Origin of the sequence: Klebsiella sp. GB_Kp056, from assembly GCF_040064755.1 — a bacterium.
In the GTDB taxonomy this organism is placed as follows: Bacteria; Pseudomonadota; Gammaproteobacteria; order Enterobacterales; family Enterobacteriaceae; genus Klebsiella; species Klebsiella quasipneumoniae.
In genome coordinates this window covers 20316-42458 of sequence record NZ_JBEAJA010000035.1, presented here as the reverse complement: position 1 = coordinate 42458, position 22143 = coordinate 20316, and the positions used below count along the sequence as shown (strand labels likewise).

At 59.0% G+C, this 22143-nt stretch carries 17 protein-coding genes; 1 reads left to right on the top strand and 16 read right to left on the bottom strand.

Annotated elements, in window-relative coordinates:
* Positions 1–107: 107 nt before the first annotated feature.
* The 4 genes from mukB to cmoM are packed head-to-tail and all read right to left on the bottom strand — an operon-like array spanning position 108 to position 7360.
* Entirely contained in the window at positions 108–4556 is a 4449-nt protein-coding gene (gene mukB / locus ABLV52_RS02770; protein ID WP_348889970.1) for a chromosome partition protein MukB, read from the bottom strand.
* Positions 4556–5260: a chromosome partition protein MukE gene (gene mukE / locus ABLV52_RS02765; RefSeq protein ID WP_004150840.1), complete on the bottom strand. Its 705-nt coding sequence runs from the start codon at positions 5258–5260 to the stop codon at positions 4556–4558. Before mukE ends, mukB begins: the two co-directional genes overlap by 1 nt.
* Positions 5241–6563: a chromosome partition protein MukF gene (gene mukF / locus ABLV52_RS02760; protein ID WP_002898189.1), complete on the bottom strand. Its 1323-nt coding sequence runs from the start codon at positions 6561–6563 to the stop codon at positions 5241–5243. The genes mukE and mukF overlap by 20 nt, the downstream gene beginning before the upstream one ends.
* On the bottom strand, positions 6560–7360 hold the full coding sequence (cmoM, locus tag ABLV52_RS02755) for a tRNA uridine 5-oxyacetic acid(34) methyltransferase CmoM (protein ID WP_348889969.1): 801 nt from the start codon (positions 7358–7360) through the stop codon (positions 6560–6562). Before cmoM ends, mukF begins: the two co-directional genes overlap by 4 nt.
* A 121-nt stretch (positions 7361–7481) precedes the next feature.
* Here cmoM and elyC point away from each other — a divergent pair, with 121 nt between their 5' ends.
* On the top strand, positions 7482–8261 hold the full coding sequence (gene elyC, locus ABLV52_RS02750; protein WP_289551502.1) for an envelope biogenesis factor ElyC: 780 nt from the start codon (positions 7482–7484) through the stop codon (positions 8259–8261).
* Here elyC and ABLV52_RS02745 read toward each other — a convergent pair.
* The 12 genes from ABLV52_RS02745 to aroA all read right to left on the bottom strand — a co-directional run bounded on the left by ABLV52_RS02745 (position 8238) and on the right by aroA (position 22070).
* Complete coding sequence (locus tag ABLV52_RS02745; protein ID WP_004201393.1) at positions 8238–9131, bottom strand: YcbJ family phosphotransferase; 894 nt, start codon at positions 9129–9131, stop codon at positions 8238–8240. The two genes, elyC and ABLV52_RS02745, sit on opposite strands and share 24 nt — an antisense overlap.
* A 137-nt stretch (positions 9132–9268) precedes the next feature.
* Complete coding sequence (kdsB, locus tag ABLV52_RS02740; protein ID WP_348889968.1) at positions 9269–10015, bottom strand: 3-deoxy-manno-octulosonate cytidylyltransferase; 747 nt, start codon at positions 10013–10015, stop codon at positions 9269–9271.
* Complete coding sequence (gene ycaR, locus ABLV52_RS02735; protein WP_004201390.1) at positions 10012–10194, bottom strand: protein YcaR; 183 nt, start codon at positions 10192–10194, stop codon at positions 10012–10014. The genes kdsB and ycaR overlap by 4 nt, the downstream gene beginning before the upstream one ends.
* Positions 10195–10257: 63 nt before the next feature.
* Complete coding sequence (locus ABLV52_RS02730) at positions 10258–11487, bottom strand: winged helix-turn-helix domain-containing protein (protein WP_348889967.1); 1230 nt, start codon at positions 11485–11487, stop codon at positions 10258–10260.
* A 54-nt stretch (positions 11488–11541) separates the two neighbouring features.
* On the bottom strand, positions 11542–12522 hold the full coding sequence (gene lpxK, locus ABLV52_RS02725; RefSeq protein ID WP_348889966.1) for a tetraacyldisaccharide 4'-kinase: 981 nt from the start codon (positions 12520–12522) through the stop codon (positions 11542–11544).
* Complete coding sequence (gene msbA, locus ABLV52_RS02720; RefSeq protein ID WP_004201387.1) at positions 12519–14267, bottom strand: lipid A ABC transporter ATP-binding protein/permease MsbA; 1749 nt, start codon at positions 14265–14267, stop codon at positions 12519–12521. Before msbA ends, lpxK begins: the two co-directional genes overlap by 4 nt.
* Before the next feature lie 36 nt (positions 14268–14303).
* Positions 14304–16568, bottom strand: coding sequence for a ComEC family protein (locus ABLV52_RS02715; protein ID WP_348889965.1), 2265 nt, complete (start codon positions 16566–16568; stop codon positions 14304–14306).
* 202 nt (positions 16569–16770) lie between these two features.
* Positions 16771–17058, bottom strand: coding sequence for an integration host factor subunit beta (gene ihfB, locus ABLV52_RS02710; RefSeq protein WP_002898165.1), 288 nt, complete (start codon positions 17056–17058; stop codon positions 16771–16773).
* Positions 17059–17209: 151 nt separating this feature from the next.
* Positions 17210–18883 carry a 30S ribosomal protein S1 gene (rpsA, locus tag ABLV52_RS02705; protein WP_002898162.1) on the bottom strand — a complete coding sequence of 558 codons (1674 nt, stop codon included), beginning with the start codon at positions 18881–18883 and terminating at the stop codon, positions 17210–17212.
* Between the two features lie 133 nt (positions 18884–19016).
* On the bottom strand, positions 19017–19700 hold the full coding sequence (gene cmk, locus ABLV52_RS02700; protein ID WP_023289021.1) for a (d)CMP kinase: 684 nt from the start codon (positions 19698–19700) through the stop codon (positions 19017–19019).
* Between the two features lie 171 nt (positions 19701–19871).
* Positions 19872–20639 carry a M48 family metallopeptidase gene (locus ABLV52_RS02695; RefSeq protein WP_049014842.1) on the bottom strand — a complete coding sequence of 256 codons (768 nt, stop codon included), beginning with the start codon at positions 20637–20639 and terminating at the stop codon, positions 19872–19874.
* A 147-nt stretch (positions 20640–20786) separates the two neighbouring features.
* A complete protein-coding gene (aroA, locus tag ABLV52_RS02690; RefSeq protein WP_044521915.1) occupies positions 20787–22070 on the bottom strand; it encodes a 3-phosphoshikimate 1-carboxyvinyltransferase in 1284 nt (427 codons plus the stop codon).
* Between the last annotated feature and the right edge of the window lie 73 nt (positions 22071–22143).

The window sequence follows — 22143 nt, the reverse complement described above, 5'->3', positions numbered from 1 at the left end:
AAGAAGTTTAAAGATTATACCACCCTCGCATACCGGGCTGGATAGAAAAAAAGGGCAACGTAACGTTGCCCTCTTCACCGCTTAGCCGCCAGAATGTAGCCGCAGCCTCAGGAGGCGTCGGCTGTTCCCGGCAGCGCTTCCGGCAGCGGCGCGGCAAACCCGCGCAGCCCCACCACGTGGACGTGTTCGTGATTATTGAACACCTTACGCACCAGTTTATAGGTGGTGCCTTTCTCCGGACTGATGTTCTCCGGCGCCGCGATAATCAGCTGCATCTCCAGACGTTCGCACAGCTCGAACAGCGTGGCGATGGAGCGGGCGTCGAGACGCGCCGCTTCATCGAGGAACAGCAGACGGCAAGGCGAGATATCCTTGCCGCGCAGGCGGCGGGATTCATCTTCCCAGCTCTGGACGACCATCACCAGAATCGACATCCCGGTACCGATCGCTTCCCCGGTGGACAGCGCGCCGGACTCCGCGCGCAGCCAGCCGTCGGAGCCGCGGTTAACTTCCACTTCCATCTCCAGATAGTTGCGGTAGTCGAGCAGCTCTTCGCCGATGGTTTGCGGCGTGCGCTGCCCCATGTCGATCTGCGGATTCAGGCGCTGATAGAGCTTGGCCAGCGCTTCCGAGAAGGTCAGGCGGTTGCTGTTGAACAGATCCTGATGCTGTTCATGCTGCTCGGAGAGCACATCAAGCAGCGTCGAGTGGGTCTCGCGCACGTTGACGTTCAGACGCACGCTGTTGACCTGGCCGAAGGAGACGCTCTGCAATCCCTGGTTGAGCATTCGGATACGGTTCTGCTCGCGCTGAATGGTTTTGCGAATAATGTTGGCCACGCTGCGGGAGCTGATGGCCAGCTTCTGTTCGCGGTTTGTCAGCTCTTCGGTCAGGCGGCTGAGCTCAATCTCCATCTGCTCGATCGCTTCCACCGGATCATCGGTGCGGATAATATCCTGGCGGATACGCTCGCGCAGATGCTGGTAGACGGCAACGAAGAACTGAATTTTGCGCTCCGGGCGCTTCGGATCTTCCGAGATACGCAGCACGTCACGCAGATGTTCGTTATCGGCGACCGCCAGACGCAGCGCACCGAGCGCCTTATCCGACATGGAGCGCAGCTCGTCGGCGGAGAGATAGGCCAGCTCGCGGCGGTGCAGACGACGCTCGACGCCGTTGTCTTTCACCAGGCGCATCACCGCGCACCAGCCCGCCTTGGCGGTCACCACCTGCTCGCGCATTTCGCAGTAATCGCGCTCCAGCTTGCGCAGTTTGCGGGTCAGGTTGTCCATTTCCGCTTCGCAGAAGGTCAACGCTTTCTCCAGCTGATTGCGACGGGAGCGGTTATTGCTCAGCTGCATGTGCAGCTCATCGCGACGCGCACGGGCACGCTCTTCCGCGCCGGAATCGGCGCGCACGCCAATGTCCTGCAGCTCTTTATACAGATCGTTGAGCAGCTCTTTTTTGGTGTCATACGAGCTCTTCAGCGAGGCCAGCACCTGATTGTACTGGCTAAGCTGCGCCGCATGGGCACGCATCGCGTCGCGCGCGCGGCTGCGTTCGGTTTCCGCCTGCTCCAGGCGCTGGCGCAGTTTCTCGTTGAGATCGCTGTTGCCGCTGAGCATTTCCGCCGAATCGGAGTAGCTGAAGTGGGCCCGGCGCTGGACGACTTCCGCCAGGGCAAAAGCCTGCTGGCGCGCATCGCGCTGGGTCTGCTGCGCATAGGCGTAATCTTCTTTCAGCTGCTCAAACTGCTCCGGATCGCTCTGCAGCACCGAAACAATCGGCTCCAGCTTCGCCAGCTGGTTGCCGTGCTGCTGAATAAAGCGCGCGGCCTCCTGCGCTTCGTCCAGACGTTCCTGGATCTCGTCCACGCGGTCGGCCAGCGTATCATCCGCCAGCAGATTCAGGCGCGGCAGCAGGCGGTTGAGCGCCGACACGCCCTCTTTCGCCTGCTCATACTGCACGCGGTTCTGTTGGTTATCGCTTTCATGGGCGCTCAGCGCGCGCTCCAGCTCGCCGCGGCGGCTGTTGAGTTTGCGGATCTCTTCTTCCGGATCGTCCTCAAAGGCCACTGCCAGATGGCTGCCAATGAAGCGGCTAAAGGCCTGATGCAGACGCTGAGTTTTCTGCACGTCAAACGACAGGGTCGCAAAACGCTCGGACAGCGATTCACGCTCGGCATGCAGGGTTTCAATGCGGTTTTCACGCGCGGCGCGGCCAAACAGCGGCAGCGACGGGAAGCGCGAATAACGCCACTGGCGGTCGGCAATCTTCACCACCACCGCTTTTTCCAGCTCATCCACGCTGAATACGCTATCGTCAAAGGACTGCGGATCGCCTTCGATCAGATAGAGATCTTCCGGACAATCTTCCAGTCCTTCAAGCTGCTCGGCAACCTGCGACAGATCCGGCACCACGATGGCATGGCGCGACGGACCGTACAGCGCGGAGAAGTACGGCGCATCGTCAAGGCTGACATCATCGTAGATCTCGGACAGCAGAACGCCGCCGAACCGTTCCGCCAGCGCGTTGAGGCGCGGATCTTCCGAACCGCCCGGCTGGCTGAGACGCTCAATTTCTTCGTCGATGGCGCGCTTGCGGGCGCCGACCTCGTCACGTTCAACGATAGCTTCGCGCTCGCGCTCCAGCAGCTGCTGCAGGTATTCGGTAACCTCCTGGCCGGACTCAAACTGCTCGCCGCTCTGCTCGCACAGCTGGTTAAGGCTGTTCTGCGCCGCCAGCCAGACCGGCGCCCGGCGCATCAGCGTCTGAGTGCGCGACTGCAGCTGCTCCAGTTCCTGGCGCAGGGTCATGCGCTGTTCCTGCGCGTTAGAAACGCTGTCGGCCAGCGAAGCGATGCGCGCTTCCAGCTCCTGATGCAGCGTTTCCAGATCGTCGATATCGTAGCGTTTGCCCTGGCGTTTGCAGAACTCAGCCAGCTGGCGCTCGGCGTCCTGCTGCTCGCGCAGGCGCTGCTCCAGCTCGTTGAGGCGGCTACGCAGCCCCTGCGCCTGCTCGGCCTGGTGACGCTGGTTCACGCCGTCGCGCAGCAATTCGCGCGCCACGTCCCAGGCTTCATTGCGCGCCAGCGGGCCGTTAATCGCCGCCACTAGCTGGTAGGCCTGTTCAAACTGGCTGTGCGCGGTTTGCGCCACGCTCATTTTCTGTTCCAGCGACAGCATTTTCTCCGTCGCTTCCTGCTCTTTCGCCTGGAAGGTTTCCAGCCACTCGTCGGCGCTCTCCGGCGTCAGATCCGGCAGATGACACAGCGCCTTCGCGCGCTCCAGCGCCTGCAGCGCCTGGTTATACTGAATGGCGCGGGTCTGCTGCACGTCGAGCGCCTGCTGATAGTCGGCGAGCTGGTTTTTCAGCTCATCCACTTCCAGCTCGGCGGCCTCGGCGCGGGCTTCGTTCTCTTCCTGGCGATCGATGGCTTCCGCCACCACTTCGTTCTGCTCTTCCAGACGGATCTGCAGCTCGTCGAGATCCGCTTCGTAGCGCTCGATTTTTTCCTGCTGACGTAGTGCGGTCTGCACCAGGTTCAGGTGGTCGCTGGCGGCCTGGTAATCCGCTTCCAGATCGCCTTCTGCGCCGTTATGCTCCTGCAGCTCGCGCGCCATGTCGACGTGCTTATACTGCTCTGCCGCCAGCTGTGAACGGGAGGTAAAGAGATCGCGACGATACTCCAGCGCCTTATCAAGATGAATGCGCCGCTCGTTGGCGTGACGCATATAGTCCGCCGCCACGTAGTTAGTGGCTTCGCTGATCAGGTGTTTGAACAGATCGCGATCGGACTGGGTGACGCGGATCGCCTCGAGGGTCATGCGGTTTTCCCGCAGCGCCGCTTCCATATCCTGGAATGCCTTACGCACGCCGCTGTTTTCCGGCAACAGGTAGTCGCGCAGCGAGCGGGTAATGGTGCTGGAGATCCCGCCGTACAGCGATGCCTCGATCAGGCGATAGTATTTACTTCGATCGGAAGCGGAACGCAGACGCCGCGCCACCACGCCCAGATCGAACATCAGCGAGTGATACTCGGTGATCGAGTTGAACTGCTTAAACTGGACCCCTTCCATCGCCTCGAGCTTGTCTTTCAGCTCATTGAGACTAACCACGCGCGCCTGGCGATCGTTCAGCGTTTCGGTTAACAGCTGGGTCGGCAGGATAGCGGTGGGCAGCCCCTGAATGGCGAAAGGCTTGATATCGACTTTGCGATCGCGCCCGGCAACCTGCTGCAGACGCACGCCGACCACCACGCGCTGATGGCGCGAGTTGATGACGTCGAGCACGGAGTAACAGACCCCGGCGCGCAGCTTCCCGTGCAGGCCTTTATCGCGTGAGCCGCTGGTGGCCCCCGCTTCGGTGGTGTTACGGAAATGCAGCAGGGTTAAATCGGGGATCAGCGCCGTGACGAAGGCCGCCATGGTCGTCGACTTACCGGCGCCGTTCCCCCCGGAGAGGGTGGTGACCAGTTCATCAAGATCAAAGGTCCGGGCAAAGAAACCGTTCCAGTTAACCAGCGTCAGCGAGCGAAACTTACCGCGTTCAATCATTACTCTTCCTCCCCGCTATCCGGCTGGTTCTCTTCATTCTCATCATTGAGCTGCAGGTGATTTTCCAGGGCCATCGCTTCCCCGTCGCGGATCAGGCGGCGCTGCGCCTCGCGTGGGTCGTCGCCGGCGCGCACATCGGCGCCAAAGCGGAATACCGATTCGGTAATACGGAACTTGCTGCTGTCATGGCCCATAAACCACACCATCCCCAGACGGCGCAGGCGGTTAAGCGACGCGCGCATTTTTTCCTGCAGCTTCTGGCGGTCCAGATCCGAACCGGTGGAACGGTTGTTGACCAGCTTCAGCAGCCTGGATTCATCCGCCAGGGTCAGCAGCTCGTCATACAGCTCCTGCTGGGTGAAAATCCCTTCATTTGCCAGGCGCTCCGGGCTGAGATAGAGATAGCAAAGAATTTTGCCCACCATCATATCCAGTTCGGACAGCACCGAGCGTGAAATCAGGGTTGTGGAACGCGGGCGCAGGTAGAAGAAGCCCTCCGGCGCGCGGATCAGCTCGACGTTATAGCGAGCATAAAACTCTTCCAGATAATCCTGGAAATCCATCAAAAATGCGTGATTATCCAGCTCGTCGAGGCCGATATGTCGGCCCGCGCGCAGGGCGCTGTCCAGCGCCGGAAATAACGGATTGGCCAACGCCTGCGCCAGCTTAACCGGCATCACTTGTTCAATATTTGTCAATGACATGCGCCTGTACCTTGGCTCCGTAATCATTAATCGGCTGCCATTTGGCTGGCAGTCCGGTGAAATCTGCCTGGGCGACGCCCAGCTGTACCGCCTGATCCACGACGATCCGCGCCACGTCAAAGTGACGCCCACGCGGATATTGCGCCAGGAACTCCCGCGCCACCAGGCCGAGATCCAGCGGTATTCCTTTCTCTTTATAGACCGCCAGCTGCGCTTCGATCAGCGCCGCCAGCTGCTCGCGAATTTCGTTAAACTCTTCAAATTCAAGGTCCGCAGGCAGCTCGCCGGTGACCTCTTCATCGCGCAGGGCCATCTCCTCGTCGCGCATATCCAGCAGACGGTCGGCGTTGGCGTAAGTCAGCGCCCACGGCTCATCAAAATAGGTCTGTACCGACTGGCGCAGACGCTGAGCGAAGACGCGGTTCTTATCCATATCGATAGCGGTACGGATAAACTTGTGCACGTGGCGGTCATAGCCGATCCACAGGTCAATCGCCTGCTGGCCCCAGCTGACGATGCGGTCGAGCTTGCTTTGCAGATCGAACACCAGCCGGTCGACAAAATGGAGATCGTCGCGCGCCATGGTCGAATCCTGAATGCGCAGCAGATTCGCCTGCAGCTTATCTCCCGCCGCATCCAGCGTATCCTGCAGTTCACGCAGGGTACCGGAAGTTTCCGACAGCAACAGTTCACAGCTGGAAATCGCCGCGCGCCAGTCTTTGTTCAACAGCTGCGCGATATCGTCTTTCACCAGCTGCTGCTGCTCATCCATGATGCGCTGCGTCAGGTCGATGCTGTCGAAAATTTCCGCCACCGAATACTTCAGCGGGGCAAAAACGTTGCGATGCCAGTGAAACTCATCGCCGCCCTCTTCTGCCGCGTCCGCCGCGCGCTTCAGCTCGCCGGCGACGATCGACAACTGCATCGAGAGACGCAGCGTCGAAAATTCGCGCTGCCGGATATAATAATCGGTGATCCCGATCCCCAACGGCGTCAGACGATAGATTGCATTGCCTTCGGTAATTTCGCTGGTAAAGCGGTTCAGCAGACGCTGGCGCACCAAATCGTTGATGGCGTTATTGGCGCGCTGGCTGATGGTTTCGCTGGTCTGCTCAAACGCATCACTCACGTGGCGGAACGCATCCACCAGTTCTCCCTCGCTCATTTCTCCTTCCAGCCGTTCGCCATTCAGGGTGGCGATCGCCAGCAGGAAAGAGAGCCTGTCGACCGGCAGCGAGATAGAAAAATCGTTTTTCCTGGCCCAGGCAACCAGTTCGGGGACTGTCTGGGAAAATTCACTCATACTTTATCCTTGCATCTGCGGCTATGAGCCTGGCTCTTAAGCGCGGTGACATGAATATAACGGCCCAGGCTGAGGTACGGCTCCTGACGACAGTAGCGCGTCTCCAGCTCCAGCAGCGCCGCATAGCTGTCATGCTGTTGGCGTTTTTCACGCAGATAATCATGAAACACCCGCACGCCGGTTTTGCTGACAATTTGCCAGCCAATCTCTTCCAGCCAGTGATAAACCTGTTGCGGCTCACGCGGATAATCCGGCGACAGCGTGCGTTTTTTCTTTTTTGGCATGCCCAGTTGTACGTAATCGAAATTACCGGCAACCATATTGTGCATCAGCAGGCCGTTAGCATTGTAGAACATCAACGACAAGCCGCCGCCAGGACGCAGCGTCGACCACAGGGTACGCAGCACCGCCTGGGGCTCCGCCACCCACTCCAGCACCGCATGAAACAGTACCAGATCGACCGGGCTTTCCAAGTGCTGCGCAATATCCTGAGCCGCGCATTGTACAAAATGCATGTTGTCGATCACACCTTTATCGACAGCAGCCTGGCGGGCGCGGGCCACCATTTCAGCAGAGAGATCGCACAGCGTCACGTGATGGCCCAGTTGCGCCACTTTAATGGCCGTTTGCCCTTCGCCGCCGCCGGCATCCAGTATCCTCAGCGGTCCCGGCCCCAGCTGCGCCAGCAGCGGCTCCAGATCCTGCCAGAGGATTGCCTGGCGCAGCTGGCCTTTTGTGGTGCCGTAAATATTGCGCGAAAACTTTTCAGCAATGTCATCGAAATTGCGATCCTGCACGGGCGACTCCACAAGCCAACACAAAACCGCTATTTTGTCATACCCGCGCCGAGAATGAAGCGATCTGTTATAAGATCCGAACATAACTTTGGTTATATGGTTAAAAAAGGAACCATCTGGCATGCTTTTCACGCTAAAAAAGATCGTCGGCGGTCTGCTGCTGCCGCTTCCTGCCCTGCTGTTGCTGATCGGTATCGGGATCGCCCTGTTATGGTTCAGCCGCTTTCAACGTACCGGGAAGCTGTGCGTGAGCCTCGGCTGGCTGCTGCTGGCGCTGCTGAGCCTGCAGCCCGTGGCAGACAGCCTGCTTAAACCGATAGAAGATCGCTATCCCACCTGGCGCGGCGAGCAGCCGGTGAGCTACGTGGTGGTGCTGGGCGGCGGCTATACCTGGAACCCGGAGTGGGCGCCAAGCTCTAACCTTATCAGCAACAGCCTGCCGCGCCTGACGGAGGGCATTCGCCTGTGGCAGGAGAATCCGGGATCGAAAATGATCTTTACCGGCGCGGCGGCAAAAACCAACCCCGTCAGCACGGCGGAGGCCGGGGCGAGAGTGGCCGAGAGCCTCGGCGTACCGCGCAGCGATATCATCGTGCTCGATAAGCCGAAAGATACGGAAGAGGAAGCGCTGGCGGTGAAGGGCGCCATCGGCGACGCCCCCTTCCTGCTGGTCACCTCGGCGTCACACCTTCCGCGGGCGATGATCTTCTTTCGCCATGCCGGTCTGGATCCACTGCCCGCACCGGCTAATCAGATGGCGATCATGTCACCGCTCAATCCGTGGGAGCGGGTCATTCCTTCTCCGGTGTGGCTGATGCACAGCGACCGGGTCGGCTATGAAACGCTCGGTCGCGTTTGGCAATGGCTGAAAGGCAGCTCAGGCGAGCCAGGGCAGGAGTGATTTCGCGGCGAGGTCGAAACGGGCGCGGTCAAAGCGCCCGGTATTGACCAGACTATCCACCTCATCCCACAGCAGATAAAGCCAGCGCCGCCAGACAAAGGCCTCGGAAACCGGCGCCTGCTGCAGGTAGCGCCATAGCAGCTGCTCGGCCTGGCCCCCCTCCGCGAGACGGAACAGTTCGTACTCCCGCGGCGCCCAGAGCATCATCCCCGGGCCGACCATCGCCAGCAGCTGATCGCTGCGCGGATCTTTCAGCATACTGCGCAGGGTGAAATTGCCGTGCACCAGCACGGCATTATCATTGAAATCGCGGAACAGCTCCGGCAGACACTCGCGAGAGCGGAACAAAACCCGCTTATCCTGCATGGTCAGGCCGGTGTCCTGATACAGGTTCAGGGTGCTCCACAACATCGCCACCCGCTGCCGGTACCAGTTCGGCCACAGATTGTCCTGGGTATTATCGACCATCCCCACGCAGCCGCCGCTGTCCTGACGATGCCAGGCCAGCAGCGCCTCGACGATCTGCTCCTGCAGCTGCTCCCAGCGTGCCGGGGTGCGGGTGGGCGCCTCCACCGGGACGCCGCGCAGGCGCTCAAGCAGCAGCACGTCCGGCCCGGGATGCTCTTCGTGCGTCATCACGCCGTAGACCACCGGCATGCGCACCGTACCGCTGCGCGCCAGAGTGGAGATCTTCCAGGCCAGCTGCCGCGCCACCCCGGGCGTGGTGAAACTTCGCGCCAGCAGCGGCATCGGATTTCCCTGCGCGTCATACAGGGACCACAGCGCCGTAGCGGCTTTTTCACTGACACACTCCACCCGGCTCAGCTTTTCGCCAAGCAGGTGACTGAGTTCGGTTCGCAACTGTTCCATTGTCGATTACCCCTATGAACACTACTGATTTCATAATGAGCGCCCGCACCTGGGTTGTCATCGGATAAGATCAAAAATGGGCAAAAAAAGCATAAAACTGGTGGGGATATCCCCTCCTGCAAGGAGGGGACAGAGGACTAGCGCAGTTCAGCGCGGACGCGCGCCAGATCTTCAGGGGTATCGACGCCGGTACCGGGCACTTCGGCCGCCACGGCGACGTGGATCTTCTCGCCATACCACAGCACCCGCAGCTGCTCGAGCATTTCAATCTGCTCCAGCGGGCTTGGCGCCCAGCTGACGTAGCGGCGAATAAAGCCGGCGCGATAGCCATAGATGCCGATGTGGCGCAGCAGAGAATCACCAATGGCGTCGCGGGAGTGGGCAAAGCGATCGCGATCCCAGGGAATGGTGGCGCGGGAGAAATAGAGCGCATAGCCCTGCGCATCCATCACTACTTTGACCGCATTTGGATTAAACGCCTCTTCCGCATCGTGGATCGGTACCGCCAGCGTCGCCATTCCGCTGGTGCTGGCAGCCAGATTCTCCGCCACCTGGCGGACGATAGCCGAGGGGATCATCGGCTCATCGCCCTGGATATTGACGATGATGGTGTCATCGCTGAACGCGCACTTCTCCACCACCTCCGCCAGCCGTTCGGTGCCGGACTGATGGTCGGCGCGGGTCATGCAGACCTCGCCGCCGGCGGCTTCAACCGCCCGGGCGACATCTTCGTGATCGGTGGCGACAATAATGCGTTCCGCGCCGGATTCGCGGGCGCGCTCCAGCACATGGACAATCATCGGCTTGCCGTTAATGTCCTGCAGTGGTTTTCCCGGCAGGCGCGTGGAGGCGAAACGCGCAGGAATAATGACCACGAAACTCATGAGTGACTCTCTTCTACCGCCAGCGGACGCGCTTCTGTCTCCAGCAGCACAGGGATGCCGTCGCGGAGCGGAAACGCCAGACTATCAAGTTTGCAAATAAGTTCTTGCTTATCCTGACTGTAATACAGCTTACCGTTACAGACCGGGCAGGCGATGATTTCAAGTAAACGGTGATCCATGTTTCCTCCTGATGGACCGGATAGATTTCTCAGCAGCATAACACAGGAAGGTCGGCGCCGGGATCAATCAGCATCGATTTCCCACCCCTGCGTCTGGCCGCCAAACAGCCCTTCCGGCAGGCGTCGGCACAGGATCCGCTCTGCCGATTGCCAGCGTGCGAAATCGTTGATCGCCCGGCGCAGCCCCTGCTCCAGACCGCGGGTGATCTTCACCCCATCCTCCAGCCACAGGGCGAAGATCTCCAGTTCCCGGCTTTTGCGATGTATTTTACTGTCCATCCGCCCGACCAGTTTTCCCTGGTGCAGCAGAGGCAGTACGAAGTAGCCATACTGACGCTTCGGCGCAGGGGTATAGCACTCCAGACGATAGCTGAAGTTGAACAGCTGCTCAGCGCGTTTCCGATCCCAGACCACCGGGTCGAAGGGCGAGAGCACGGCGCTATGGCTGGCGGTAAGTTTACCGCCGGGCGCGGACTCCAGCTGCGCCAGCGCATCGCGATGCAGCCACATCTCGCCAAGCGCTTCCACGTTGGCCGGGGTCACCAGACCCTCTTCCTGCCAGGCCGCCAGCAGACCCGGTAGCGCCGGCTGACGTAAACGATAGTAATCCGCCAGCCACTGGGGACGAAAGATGCCGAGGCTGCGGGCGCTGTTGCGCAGCATGATGGCCTCTGCGGCGTCGCGGGACAGCGCATCGCGCTCGTCGTCCCAGTGCGGCATCACCCGCCGGGTTAAATCATACACGCGGTGAAAGTTGCGCCGCTCTACCACCATCACTTCCCCGGCGGTAAACAGCCCTTCCAGGTGGCGCTTATGCGGTTTCCACTCCCACCAGCCGCTGGCGCCTTTGCGAGGGTGGGCAAAATCCGCCGAGCGAACCGGCCCGTTTTGGCCGATATGCGCCACCAGCTCTGCAATACTGCCGGCATGCTCCTCCATCCACGCGCGATGATATTTCCAGCCCATCTTATCGGGGTTCAACATCCGGTGGCGTACAAGGGCGAAATCGCTGCGCGGCAGAAAACAGGCTTCATGCGCCCAGTATTCCATCAGCTCGCCGTTGCGCAGCGACTCATCCAGCCAGTGCTGCGGATAGCTGCCGAGGCGGCTGAACAGCACCAGGTAGGGGCTGCGGGCCACCACGTTGATGGTATCGATTTGCAGCAGCGACATCTGCTGGATGGTAGAAAGGATGTCATTTGGGCGAGCGCGACGCCGGGGCTTTTTTAATAACCCCTGCGCCGCGAGATGGAGGTGGCGCGCCTCATTAAGCGATAGTTGCAATACCGACATGCAGGTTCTCCGTCAGGATTTCCAGCACAGCGGCGAGCAAAGCCGGCGCGTCGGTTAACGTTGCGCCAACGTCGCTAAGTCCGCAAGCAACCGCTGTGCGCGTTCATCGGCCATTATGGCGTCGACCGGTAAATACCACCAGTTCGCAGCGGCGAAATCGCGACATTTCACGGCGTCTTTTTCGGTCATCAGCAGCGTCTGCCCGGCGGTTACCAGGGCGGCGACATCGGCCTGGTTCAGCGCCTGATGGTCCGCCAGAGCCACGGTTTTGACCGGTTGGACGCCACAGCTTTCGAGGGTGGCGAAAAAGCGCGGCGGATGGCCGATGCCGGCCATTGCCACCACGTTAGTGAAGGTAGAGACATCGCGACGTTCGCCGGTGAGCAGGTTGACCGCCATCCCGGGACGCAGCTGCATCGGGATCTCTCCCGGACGCGCCACGCCGCCGTTGACGATAACCGCATCAACGCTTTGCAAGCGCGACGCCCGCTCGCGCATCGGCCCGGCAGGCAGCCACCAGCCGTTGCCAAAGCGGCGCACGCCGTCGATGACGACAATTTCCCGGTCCCGCGCCAGCTTATAGTGCTGCAAACCATCGTCGGTCACGATAATCTGCAGATCGTGCGCGCTGAGCAGCGATTTCACCGCGTCGCTGCGCAGTGGAGAGACAGCCACCGGCGCGCCGGTGCGCTGATGGATAAGCACCGGTTCATCACCTGCCTGCGCCGTACTGGTCCGGTCAGTTAACACCAGCGGGTAGCGTTCGGCTTTACCGCCGTAGCCGCGGGAGACCACCCCAACGCGAATGCCGCGCTGTTGCAGCTGCTCCACCAGCCAGATCACCACCGGCGTTTTACCATTGCCGCCGGCGGTCAGATTACCGACCACCACCACCGGCACCGGCGCGCGCCAGGCTTTTTTCCACCCCAGCTGATAACTGAGGCGAATCACCGCGCTCACCAGGCCATACAGCCAGGAGAGCGGCAGCAGCAGGCGCCACAGCGGCGATTCACCGGACCAGATGCGCGCGATCATTCGCCGAATTGCATCTTATGCAGCTGGGCGTATACGCCTTTATGCTCCAGCAGGTCGTGGTGCGTTCCGCGCTCCACAATCCGCCCGTCTTCAACCACCACGATCTCATCAGCCTGCTCAATGGTTGACAGACGGTGGGCGATAACCAGCGAGGTGCGGTTTTTCTGCAGCTCATCCAGCGCCGCCTGAATCGCACGTTCGGACTCGGTATCCAGCGCCGAGGTGGCTTCATCGAGGATCAGGATCGGGCTGTTACGCAGTAGCGCACGGGCGATAGCAATACGCTGACGCTGGCCGCCGGACAGCATCACGCCATTTTCGCCGATGATGGTATCCAGGCCATTGTCCATCTTATTGATGAAGTCCATGGCGTAGGCCATCCGCGCAGCCTCTTCAATTTGCTCGCGGCTGTACTCTTCGGTACGGGCATAGGCGATGTTATTAGCGACGGTATCATTGAACAGGTGCACGTTCTGTGAAACCAGCGCGACCTGGTCGCGCAGCGAGCTCAGCTTGTACTCGCGCAGGTCGTGGCCATCCAGCAGGATCTGCCCGTCGTCGACATCGTAGAAGCGTGTGATCAGGCTGGCGATGGTCGATTTACCCGACCCGGAGCGTCCCACCAGCGCCACGGTTTTCCCTTCCGGGATATCGAGATTGATATTGCGCAGCGCGGCCACTTCGCGACCCGGATAGGTAAAGGTGACGTTCTCGAACTTGAGATTGCCTTTCGCCCGCTCAATGACGCGCGTACCTTCGTCTTTTTCCTGCTCGGAATCGAGGATCGCAAACAGCGTCTGGCATGCCGCCATCCCGCGCTGGAACTGGGCATTGACGTTAGTCAGCGACTTCAGCGGACGCATCAGCGCAATCATGGAGGAGAAGACCACGGTAATGGTCCCGGCGGTCAGGGTGTCCATCACGCTCGGGAAGCTGGCGGCATACAGGACAAAGGCCAGCGCCAGGGAGGCGATAAGCTGAATGATCGGGTCGGAGATAGACGAGGCGGAAACCATCTTCATCCCCTGCAGGCGCATTTTATTGCTGACCTTATCAAAACGTTTGGTTTCCACTTCCTGGCCGCCAAACATCAGCACCTCTTTGTGCCCTTTAAGCATCTGCTCGGCGCTGGTGGTGACCTGCCCCATCGTGTTCTGCATATTCTTACTGATATTGCGAAAACGCTTGGAGACCACGCGGATTGCTACCGACACGATAGGCGCCAGTACGATCAGGATCAGCGACAGCTGCCAGCTGTAATAGAACATCATCACGAACAGGCCGATAATCGATGCCCCTTCGCGGACCACGGTGATCAGCGCGCTGGAAGAAGAGGAAGCGACCTGCTCGGAATCATAGGTGATACGTGACAGCAGCGTCCCGGTAGACTGCTTGTCAAAGAATGCCACCGGCATACCCATCATATGGCCGAACAGGCGACGACGCATGGTCATCACCACTTTGCCGGAAACCCAGGAGATACAATAGCTCGAGATGTAGCTGGTGATCCCACGCAGCACCATCAGCCCGATAACCACCAGCGGCATCCATAGCAGCACTGAGCGATCCGTTTTACCAAAACCATCATCCAATAACGGTTTAAGAAGCGATAACATGAAGGTGTCACTGCCCGCGTTAAGCACTAACGCCACCGCCGCTACGATTAGCCCGGCTTTAAACGGTGCAATAATCGGCCAAAGTCGGCGGAAGGTCTGCCACGTGGAGAGATCTTTATCGTTCTGCATTCAATAAACCAGCTTGTGTTGAAATAGCCGCATATTCTACCCGTTATCGGCGGGCGCGCCAAACCACTGATGATACCAACGTGGTAAAACTTGATCCCGTAAGCTATGGATTTGCCACCCTTCTGCAGAAAAAACCACCGTTATCTGCCCCTGCTGCGGCGTGGCGAACCAGCGATACCCCCGCTGGCGATAACGCTGAACGACCTTGTGCGAGGGCATCCGCCACGCATTGTAGCGCGAAGCGGAAACCAGCGCGGCCGCGCCATCCACCCGCCGGATCAGCAGTTCGCTGGAGGAGGTGTTGCTGCCGTGATGGGGAACCTGAATAAGTGTAGACGCCAGATGCTGCCAGTAGCGGCTGATCATCGCCTGCTCCGCCTGACGTTCTATATCGCCGGTCAGCAGGATGCTGGAGCGACCGTCATCGATCCGCACCACGCAGGAGTGATTATTTCCCTTTGCCGTGCTGCCCGGCAGCGGCCACAGCGCCTGGAAAGTGAGTCCCTGCCACTGCCAGCGCTCGCCGCGATGGCACGGCAGATGACCCGACCAGCCTGGCGGGCTGCGCACCCACGCCTGCGGCCATGCCTGCAGCACCGATTCGAGGCCGCCGCGATGGTCAAGATGCTCGTGGCTCAGCATAATCCCCTGCAGCTGCAGATGGCGCCAGCGCAGCCACGGGATAATCACCTGTCGACCGCTGTCGCCCTGCGGCCATGCCGGCCCGGTATCGTACAATAACGCCTTGCCGTAACGCTCGATCACCATCGCCAGCCCTTGCCCGACATCCAGCATCGTCACCTGCCATTGGTCCGCGGGCGGTTGCCGGCTGAATGGCCGCGTCAGCAAAAACAGCACGCTCAGACACAGCGCCGGCGAATGTCGCCAGCTCTGAAAACGCCAGCCCATCACCAGCAGCCACGGCAGGCTACTGATCCAGAGCCAGCGGGCATCCAACGTCAGCCAGCCGTCCGGTAAACGTCGTAACCCCCAGAACAATACCGCCAGCACGCGATCGGCTGCCAGCCAGATCAGCGACGCCACCATCTCCGGTCCAGTGAGATGCAGCAGCATTCCGGCGAGAATGAGCGGCACCGCCAGCAGGGTCACTAACGGTACCGCCAGCAAATTGGCGGCCATCGACGTCAGGCTTATACCGTGGAAGAGCAGCAGTTGCAGCGGCATCAGCAGCAGCGTCACGCCAGCCTGCAAATGCGCGAGGGCGAACAGGGCTTTCCACGGCCAGCGCCAGCGGCTGTCAGGCAGCGGTAACCACTGGTACCAGAAGATCAGCCCCGCCACGGCGAAGGCGGATAGCCACAGGCTTTGCGACAACACCGCCAACGGATCGGCAACCAGTATCGCCCCCAAACAGCAGAGCCACACCTGCCATGCCGTCCAGCGTTGACCCGACAAACGTAAAGCACAGCAGACCGCAAGCCCTACGCAAGTGCGCAGGGCCGGCGGCTGCATACCGGTCAGCCAGGCATAGCCGACGGCGCCCGCCAGCCCTGCCAGCAGCGGTAGCCGCCAGCCGATCCAGCGCCCCGGTAAAAGTGACTGTAATCCGCGCAGCAGGAGCACGATCAGGGAAGCCGCGAGGGCAATATGCAAACCGGAGATAGCCATCAGATGGGAGGTGCCTGTGTTCTGCATCAGGACCTTTATCTCCGCCGGCAGCGCCAGCCGCTCCCCCATTCCCAGCCCCAGCATCACCGGATGCCAGGGATAAGTCTGCAATCGCCGGGTCAGCGACGCCAGGTAGCGGGCGCGCAGACTGCAGCGGGTATCCAGCGCGGAAGCGGCGACGATCCCCCCGCTCAGCGGCCGATGCTGAGCCAGCGCATAGCGCTGGCTGTCGAAGCCCCCGTCATTGAGCTGCCCATGCACCGGCCGCAGGCGCAGCGTCATCATCCAGCGCTGCCCCTCGCAGACGGGCGCAGGTGCAAGTTCCCCGTATAAAGTCACGCCAACCGGAGGGAACAGGAAGCGACCCGCCAGGCGCACAATCTGCCCGCGGTGCAGGGTCTGACCATCCGTCTCGTGGAGGATCACTTCCGCCTGACGGACGGCGCCGGTGAGGTGCTGCGTTGGCCACAGCGCCTGATACGCGCTTAAAACTCCCCAGACCATCAGCAGAAGCGTCACCGCCACAACGGCGACGACCGTCCCGCGCAGACGGGTCAGCAACATCGCCAGTACGCCGGCGACCGCCAGAATGCCCGGCCCCGGCAACGCGGGTAGCCAGAGTAGCGGCAGTATTGCGATGATGGCGCATCCGGCAAGCCATGGTAGACGCATAAACACCTCCCTGTGAGCGGGCAGTGTTACGCAAAGCGAGGCTGGCGTCCTGGGGCAGTATTCAGGCGCGCGCGCAGCGTTCCAGACAATCGTCACGCTTGCAGTCAGGCACTTTTGTTTTGCGAGGCGGAACGCAAATGGCGGGTACAAAAAAAGCACCCAAAGGTGCTTTTATCGTCAGGCAGGTTGCACGTCGTGCAACTCACCCTTCATAAATATTGGCGCGGTCACGTAATTCTTTCCCGGGCTTAAAGTGCGGAACGTACTTACCTTCCAGTTCGACTTTATCACCAGTTTTCGGGTTACGTCCGGTGCGAGGTGCTCGATAGTGCAGAGAGAAGCTGCCGAAACCGCGGATTTCAATGCGCTCACCTTGAGCAAGCGTTGAGGCCATATGTTCCAGCATTTCTTTAACAGCATCTTCCACCGCTTTCGCCGGAATGTGAGATTGCTGGCTGGCAAGTCTTTCAATCAATTCTGACTTGGTCATTATTCCTCCGGTTTCCTTCAAGGCAAAAATTAGCTAACAGCTTAAACAAGGGCGGCCGTAGCCGCCCTTTGTGCTTGATTACAGGACGAATCCTGCAATCTGTCAAGTAAACTCGTCACTATTCAGGTTGTTATTACCTGAATGACAAAGATTACTCGCCTTTCGCTGCTTTGAACGCTTCAGCCATGGCGTTGTTGGAGAAGTTCGCGTCTTCCTGCTTGTTCACGGTAGCGATAGCGTCTTTTTCTTCCGCTTCGTCTTTCGCACGTACAGACAGGCTCACTACGCGGTTCTTACGATCCACGCCAGTGAATTTCGCTTCAACTTCGTCGCCAACGCTCAGAACCAGAGTTGCGTCTTCAACGCGGTCACGGGATGCTTCAGAAGCACGCAGGTAACCTTCTACGCCGTCAGCCAGTTCTACGGTTGCGCCTTTAGCGTCAACTGCAGTCACTTTACCAACAACGATAGCGCCTTTCTTGTTCAGAGCAACGTAGTTGTTGAACGGATCTTCCGCCAGCTGTTTAACGCCCAGGGAGATACGCTCACGCTCTGCGTCAACCTGCAGAACAACTGCTGCGATTTCGTCGCCTTTTTTGTATTCACGAACTGCTTCTTCGCCTGCAACGTTCCAGGAGATGTCAGACAGGTGAACCAGGCCGTCGATGCCGCCGTCCAGGCCGATGAAGATACCGAAGTCAGTGATAGACTTGATTTTACCTTCAACACGGTCGCCCTTGTTGTGGGTTTCCGCGAACTGCTGCCATGGGTTAGATTTGCACTGCTTCAGACCCAGGGAGATACGACGACGCTCTTCGTCGATATCCAGAACCATTACTTCCACTACGTCGCCAACGTTAACAACTTTGGACGGGTGGATGTTTTTGTTGGTCCAATCCATTTCAGAAACGTGAACCAGGCCTTCAACGCCTTCTTCGATTTCAACGAAGCAGCCGTAGTCGGTCAGGTTGGTCACGCGACCGGTCAGTTTGGTACCTTCCGGATAACGTTTAGCGATAGCTACCCACGGATCTTCGCCCAGCTGTTTCAGGCCCAGGGATACACGGGTACGCTCGCGGTCGAACTTCAGCACTTTAACAGTGATTTCGTCGCCAACGTTTACGATTTCGCTCGGATGCTTAACGCGTTTCCAGGCCATATCGGTGATGTGCAGCAGGCCGTCAACGCCGCCCAGATCAACGAATGCACCGTAGTCAGTGAGGTTCTTAACGATACCTTTGACTTCCATGCCTTCCTGCAGGTTTTCCAGCAGCTGATCGCGCTCTGCGCTGTTTTCGGATTCGATAACGGCACGACGAGAAACAACAACGTTGTTACGCTTCTGGTCCAGCTTGATGACTTTGAACTCAAGCTCTTTGCCTTCCAGGTGCAGCGTGTCGCGCACCGGACGAACGTCTACCAGGGAACCCGGCAGGAACGCACGAATACCGTTCAGCTCAACAGTGAAGCCACCTTTAACTTTGCCGTTGATAACACCGGTAACAGTTTCAGCGTCTTCGTAAGCTTTTTCCAGCGTGATCCAAGCTTCGTGACGTTTAGCTTTCTCACGGGACAGCAGAGTTTCACCGAAGCCGTCTTCTACTGCATCCAGAGCAACGTCAACTTCGTCACCAACCTGGATTTCCAGCTCGCCCTGGGCGTTTTTGAACTGCTCAGCCGGGATGGCGGACTCAGATTTCAGACCGGCGTCAACCAGTACTACGTCTTTGTCGATAGCAACAACAACACCACGAACGATGGAACCCGGGCGGGTTTCGATTTCTTTTAAGGATTCTTCAAACAGTTGAGCAAAAGATTCAGTCATGTTTAATCTTCAGGTTAATATTAACGTCCACCTGGCTCCGTGCCGGATGGGGTTGTTTCACATACCCGCTGACCATCCATTGCCGCGGGGTACTGCTATAATTCGGAGGCTTCGGCGCGTGACCGGTTAAGGCTTACGCAACGGCCAATTTTTCGCGCGCATATTGTAGCGCTTTTTCAATCACTTGCTCAATGTTTAGTTCGGTTGAATCGAGAACTAATGCATCGGCAGCCGGGACAAGCGGCGCCACGGCGCGATTTCTATCGCGATCGTCACGCTCTTTTATCTCGGACAAAAGACGTTCAAAGTTAACATCAAAGCCCTTTTCCTGCAACTGCCGCATGCGGCGATGCGCCCGCTCATCGGCCGAGGCATCGAGGAAAATTTTCACCGGCGCGTCCGGGAAAACCACCGTGCCCATATCGCGCCCGTCGGCAATCAGCCCCGGCAGCTCACGAAAGGCGCGCTGGCGGCGCAGCAGCGCTTCGCGAACGCGAGGGAAAGCCGCCACTTTCGAGGCGGCGTTCGCGACCTCCTGGGTGCGAATTTCGCCGCTGACATCTTCCCCTTCCAGCACCACTTCGAGGTTGCCGTCAGTAGAAATAAAGCGCACGTCAAGATGGGCAGCCAGGGGCACCAGCGCCTCTTCGGACTCCACGTCAACATGATGATGCAGCGCCGCCAGCGCCAGAACGCGGTAGATCGCGCCTGAATCTAACAGATGCCAGCCCAGCGCTTCCGCCATTGCCTTGCACAACGTACCTTTACCCGCACCGCCAGGCCCATCAATGGTGATTACCGGAACTGTTGCCGTCATCTTTTTCTCCTTCAGCAAGGCGCATAAATATCTAAACGCCGCGCATTATACGCATCTCTTCGGCGGAAAGTGAGTCTTGCTTTTAAATTACAGATAACTGGAAATCTCATGCGGAAGAATTGAGCAATTATAGCGGGCTGATAGAGCATCAGCCCGGAAGATGAGGGAGTTTTACTTTTTATCTGCAGCGATACGGTCGCGGATATGCTGCGCGCGTTCAGCTGAAGGCGGGTGTGAATCGAACAGAGATTTACTGTGGCCGGCGTCAAGGCTGGCCAGTTTTTCGAAGCTGCCCACCAGCCCCTGAGTGCTGATGTTGCGTTTTTTCAGCAGATCGTAAGAGAAATCATCAGCATCCGACTCCTGCGAGCGGGAGAACGCAGAGTTGATCATTCCCTCAGCGATATCGCCCAACTGAGATTTAGACAAGTTTGCAGCCGCTTCGCTGGTCGCTGAAATTGCATCGCGTGCGGCAATAGTCGCATACGCGGTTTGCATCGCTTTGCGCGAGTGTCCGAGCGCTACGTGACCCAGCTCATGGCCCAGAACCGCTTCAACTTCATTATCGGTCATCATGTCCATCAGGCCGCTATAGACGCGGACGCAGCCGTTGGCCATTGCCCAGGCGTTGACGTCGGATGTCATATAAACCTTATAGGTTACCGGCGTGCCGTTGATATTATTTCCTAACGCTTTGGCAATTTTGTTCAGACGTTTGGTGTACTTACTTGATGCACTAGCCAGTTTATTTTCACTATCCATTTGCTTACAGGCATCGTCGGAAAGCGTTTTGACTTCAGAGTCAGAAAGCGTCGCCGCTTTGTAAGCCGTCATTCCTGAATTGACGAGGGCGTTGGTGTCCATCCCCTGCATATTTTTACAACCTGCCAACAACGTGGCGGAAACGGCCAAAGCCAGCATTACTTTTGTATTTCTCATATCAATCATCCATTGATTAGCATAATAAATGCTTATAAATCCTATATTTACAAGCAAGCAAGGCTAGCATTTAGTTTCCTGTCCGACAAGCAGAGATAAAAAAACGCCGACCTGAAGGTCGGCGTTGTTACCTTAAATTCGCGTCATTCAGGCCGGCGTACTGATCCGCGCCAGTTGCTCAAAATAGTCGGGGAAGGTTTTCGCCGTACACTTCGGATCAAGGATGGTCACCGGCGTATCAGACAGCGCCACCAGCGAGAAGCACATCGCCATCCGGTGGTCGTTATAGGTGCCGATTTCAGCATACTTCAGCGTCGCCGGCGGGGTGATGCGAATATAATCTTCACCCTCTTCCACCTCGGCGCCCACTTTACGCAACTCGGTCGCCATGGCGAACAGACGGTCCGTCTCCTTGACCCGCCAGTTGTAGATATTGCGCAGCGTGGTGGTCCCTTGCGCGAACAGCGCGGCGGTGGCGATGGTCATCGCGGCGTCCGGGATATGGTTCATATCCATATCGATAGCCTTGAGCTCGCCACGGGTACAGGCGATGAAATCGTCGCCCCAGGTGACGGTGGCGCCCATTTTTTCCAGTACGTCGGCGAAACGAATATCGCCCTGTACGCTGCCGCGGCCGATACCGGTGACTTTCACCGTGCCGCCCTTAATGGCGCCAGCGGCAAGGAAATACGAGGCCGATGAAGCATCCCCTTCCACCAGGTAATCCCCCGGCGACTGATACTGTTGCTTGCCGCGCACCACAAAGCGCTGATAAGACTGGTTGTCCACCTCAACCCCGAAGGTTTTCATCAGGTGCAGCGTAATGTCGATATAGGGTTTTGACACCAGATCGCCCTTAATGGCGATCACAGTATCCTGCGGCGCCAGCGGCGCGGTCATCAGCAGTGCGGTCAGGAACTGGCTGGAGACGCTGCCGTCAACTTCAACGTTGCCCCCCTGGAATCCCCCGCGCAGGCGCAGCGGCGGATAATTTTCCTGCTCCAGATAGTCGATCTGAGCGCCGCCCTGACGCAGGGCATCCACCAGATGGCCGATCGGGCGCTCTTTCATTCGCGGCTCGCCGGTCAGCACGATATCGTTGCTGCCAAGGCACAGGGCTGCCGCCAGCGGGCGCATCGCGGTACCGGCGTTGCCGAGGAACAGCTCCAGCGCCGCTGCGGCATGCAGCGGGCCGCCGTTGCCGGTCACTTCACAGCGGGTACGGTCAGCAGACAGGGTGTATTGAACCCCCAGCGCACTCAGGGCATTCAGCATATGGCGCACATCGTCGCTGTCCAGCAGGTTGGTCAGCACCGTCGTGCCGCGAGCCAGGGCGGCCAGCAGCAGCGCGCGGTTGGAGACGCTTTTCGAACCTGGCAGGTTCACGGTGCCCTCTACGCGTGCGATGGGTTGTAACGTCAGGGAATCCATCAAACTTCACTCTCAAACAAACAGAATAAAAACCCCGCAGACAGGCCGCGGGGAGGAAGAAAGGAACGGGCGA

Bases quoted from the DNA above. Each gene is read 5' to 3' on its own strand.
- aroA (WP_044521915.1), bottom strand. From the start codon at position 22,070: ATGGATTCCCTGACGTTACAACCCATCGCACGCGTAGAGGGCACCGTG.
- mukE (WP_004150840.1), bottom strand. From the start codon at position 5,260: ATGTCATTGACAAATATTGAACAAGTGATGCCGGTTAAGCTGGCGCAG.
- elyC (WP_289551502.1), top strand. From the start codon at position 7,482: ATGCTTTTCACGCTAAAAAAGATCGTCGGCGGTCTGCTGCTGCCGCTT.
- ABLV52_RS02730 (WP_348889967.1), bottom strand. From the start codon at position 11,487: ATGTCGGTATTGCAACTATCGCTTAATGAGGCGCGCCACCTCCATCTC.
- ABLV52_RS02715 (WP_348889965.1), bottom strand. From the start codon at position 16,568: ATGCGTCTACCATGGCTTGCCGGATGCGCCATCATCGCAATACTGCCG.
- ABLV52_RS02745 (WP_004201393.1), bottom strand. From the start codon at position 9,131: ATGGAACAGTTGCGAACCGAACTCAGTCACCTGCTTGGCGAAAAGCTG.
- kdsB (WP_348889968.1), bottom strand. From the start codon at position 10,015: ATGAGTTTCGTGGTCATTATTCCTGCGCGTTTCGCCTCCACGCGCCTG.
- ycaR (WP_004201390.1), bottom strand. From the start codon at position 10,194: ATGGATCACCGTTTACTTGAAATCATCGCCTGCCCGGTCTGTAACGGT.
- ABLV52_RS02695 (WP_049014842.1), bottom strand. From the start codon at position 20,639: ATGAGAAATACAAAAGTAATGCTGGCTTTGGCCGTTTCCGCCACGTTG.
- lpxK (WP_348889966.1), bottom strand. From the start codon at position 12,522: ATGATCGCGCGCATCTGGTCCGGTGAATCGCCGCTGTGGCGCCTGCTG.
- mukB (WP_348889970.1), bottom strand. From the start codon at position 4,556: ATGATTGAACGCGGTAAGTTTCGCTCGCTGACGCTGGTTAACTGGAAC.
- cmk (WP_023289021.1), bottom strand. From the start codon at position 19,700: ATGACGGCAACAGTTCCGGTAATCACCATTGATGGGCCTGGCGGTGCG.
- msbA (WP_004201387.1), bottom strand. From the start codon at position 14,267: ATGCAGAACGATAAAGATCTCTCCACGTGGCAGACCTTCCGCCGACTT.
- mukF (WP_002898189.1), bottom strand. From the start codon at position 6,563: ATGAGTGAATTTTCCCAGACAGTCCCCGAACTGGTTGCCTGGGCCAGG.
- rpsA (WP_002898162.1), bottom strand. From the start codon at position 18,883: ATGACTGAATCTTTTGCTCAACTGTTTGAAGAATCCTTAAAAGAAATC.
- ihfB (WP_002898165.1), bottom strand. From the start codon at position 17,058: ATGACCAAGTCAGAATTGATTGAAAGACTTGCCAGCCAGCAATCTCAC.